The 2,337-nt window shown below is 75.6% G+C and carries 1 protein-coding gene and 1 pseudogene; one reads left to right on the top strand and one right to left on the bottom strand.

Translation table 11 applies throughout. The annotated features are described in order from the left end of the window. Positions 1-438, bottom strand: a pseudogene (locus AOK16_RS14600) (hypothetical protein); the annotation flags it as partial. Between the two features lie 562 nt (positions 439-1,000). Here AOK16_RS14600 and AOK16_RS14595 point away from each other — a divergent pair. Then, a partial coding sequence (locus tag AOK16_RS14595) for a serine/threonine-protein kinase (protein WP_055472688.1) occupies positions 1,001-2,337 on the top strand: 1,337 nt, incomplete at its 3' end.

The raw sequence follows: 2,337 nt of genomic DNA, 5'->3' as shown, positions 1-2,337 counted from the left end.
GATCTGCCCGCCGTGCAGCAGATGGACGCCGCCCGAGTCGGGGCCCGCGACCACGTGCAGCTGGGCGGACGCGTCCGAGGGTGCCTCCTGGGGCACGCCCGGATGGCGGCCGGGATCGGCGGGCCCGCCGAGGGAGAGCACCGCGCCGTCCGTCAGCGGGGGCTCGCCCAGCGCGCAGCGCTGCGGGTCGAGCCGCTCCCCGCCCGCGTAGAGCACGACGGGGCCGGAGGGGCCGGACAACGGGCCGGGCGCCGGGTCGGTGCCCGGGGCACCGGAGGCCGGTCCGTGCCCGGCGGAACCGGGCGCCGCCGCGACCGCGGCCGCCAGCCCGCTCGCCACCGCGGCGAGCGCGGTCCCGGCCGGAGCCGTGACGACTACGTCACAGGCGCGCGTGACTTGGCCGCTGCGCGGCCCGAGGACGGTCAGCCGGATCTGCATCGCCGTCAACGGTCCCTTCCGCCCTGGCGCGGCGGGGATGGCCGACTCCCCCCGCCGTGCACGGGCACCTCGGCACGTAACAGGTCACCACGTCGCGCGGAGCCCCCGCTCCCCACCGCTACCGTGCTGGTGAGCATCCTCGCACCTGCCGCTGACAGTCCGCCCCGCCTCCGCCCAGAATTGATCTTGAATGGGCCGGTTGCCGGCAGGAAAGTTCCTGCTCACGGACGTGTCGTGACCGTACTTGTCGCTAAATCGACGACGGGCTTCCGCGAGCGCCACGCAATCGAAAAGTCCCGTACGTCCGGCAACCGCCGGGCCCGGAACCGCGTCTTCCAGGTAAAACCCCGGCCGACAGCCGCCCCCGGCGGCCACCGGTTGCTTCCCGCACGTCGGCACTACAGTGGGTCGGACGGCTCCGGCCCCTCCGGCGCCCGGAGCGGGCAGAAAGGCCGGGACATCCCGTTCGGGCGGCCGCCCGAACGGGAAGCCGGACCGAAGGGCATCCGGACCAGCAGACCAGACCAGACGAGCCAGACCAGACGATCAGGGAGCGCATGACGTGCGGCCGGTAGGCAGCAAGTACCTCCTCGAGGAGGTACTAGGACGCGGAGCCACGGGCACCGTCTGGCGGGCCAGGCAGAGGGAGGCGGCGGGCGCCGAGGCGGCCGTGCAGGGGCAGCCCGGCGAGACCGTGGCGATCAAGGTCCTCAAGGAGGAGCTGGCGAGCGACCCGGACATCGTGATGCGCTTCCTGCGCGAGCGGTCCGTGCTGCTGCGGCTCACCCACCCCAACATCGTGCGGACCCGCGACCTGGTCGTCGAGGGCGATCTCCTCGCTCTCGTCATGGACCTCGTCGAGGGCCCCGACCTGCACCGCTACCTGCGCGAGAACGGCCCCTTCACCCCGGTCGCCGCCGCGCTCCTCACCGCGCAGGTCGCCGACGCCCTGGCCGCCAGCCACGCCGACGGCGTCGTGCACCGCGACCTGAAGCCCGCCAACGTCCTGCTGGCCGACGGCGACGGCCAGATGCACCCGAAGCTGACCGACTTCGGCATCGCCCGCCTCGCCGACTCCCCGGGTCTGACCCGCACCCACGAGTTCGTCGGCACGCCCGCGTACGTCGCGCCGGAGTCCGCCGAGGGCCGCCCGCAGACCTCGGCCGTCGACATCTACGGCGCCGGCATCCTGCTCTACGAACTGGTCACCGGGCGGCCCCCGTTCGGCGGCGCCACCGCCCTCGAGGTGCTCCACCAGCACCTGAGCGAGGAGCCGCGCCGCCCCACCACGCTCCCCGACCCCCTGTGGACGGTCATCGAGCGCTGCCTGAGCAAGAACCCGGACCAGCGCCCCAGCGCCGAGAACCTCGCCCGCGCCCTGCGCGTGGTCGCCTCCGGCGTCGGCGTGCACGCGGCCCCGGCCCAGGCCGAGGCCGCCCTCGGCGTCGGCGCGCTGCTCGCGCCCGACCCGGCGCCCGCCCCCGTCCCGGACACCGGCACGGGCGCACCCTTGGGCAACGCCGCCGACGCCACCCAGGTGCTGGCCCCCGGTGGCGGGCCCGGCCCGTACGACCCCAACGCCGCGACCAGCGTGCTGCCTTCGGCCGGCGCGGGCGGGAACGCCGACCCGACCCAGGTCCTGCCGCACGGCGGCGGCCCCGGAGGCGAGGCCGACCCCACGCGCGCGATGCCGCCGGTTCCCGACGGGCCGCACCCGTGGGAGAACCAGCTGCGCGCCGCCCGGGACCGCAACGAGCAGACCCAGGTCCAGTACCTGGACCCGAGCCAGGACCCGCTGCGCCGCCGCCCGCACCGCCGGCCGTCCGCGCCGCCGCCCCAACAGCCATACGGGCAGGGCCAGTACGGCCAGGACCCGTACGGGCAGCAGGGCGGCTACGG

This window comes from Streptomyces pathocidini, from assembly GCF_001418495.1.
Classification (GTDB): Bacteria; Actinomycetota; Actinomycetes; order Streptomycetales; family Streptomycetaceae; genus Streptomyces; species Streptomyces pathocidini.
This window is presented reverse-complemented; position numbering and strand designations above follow the sequence as displayed.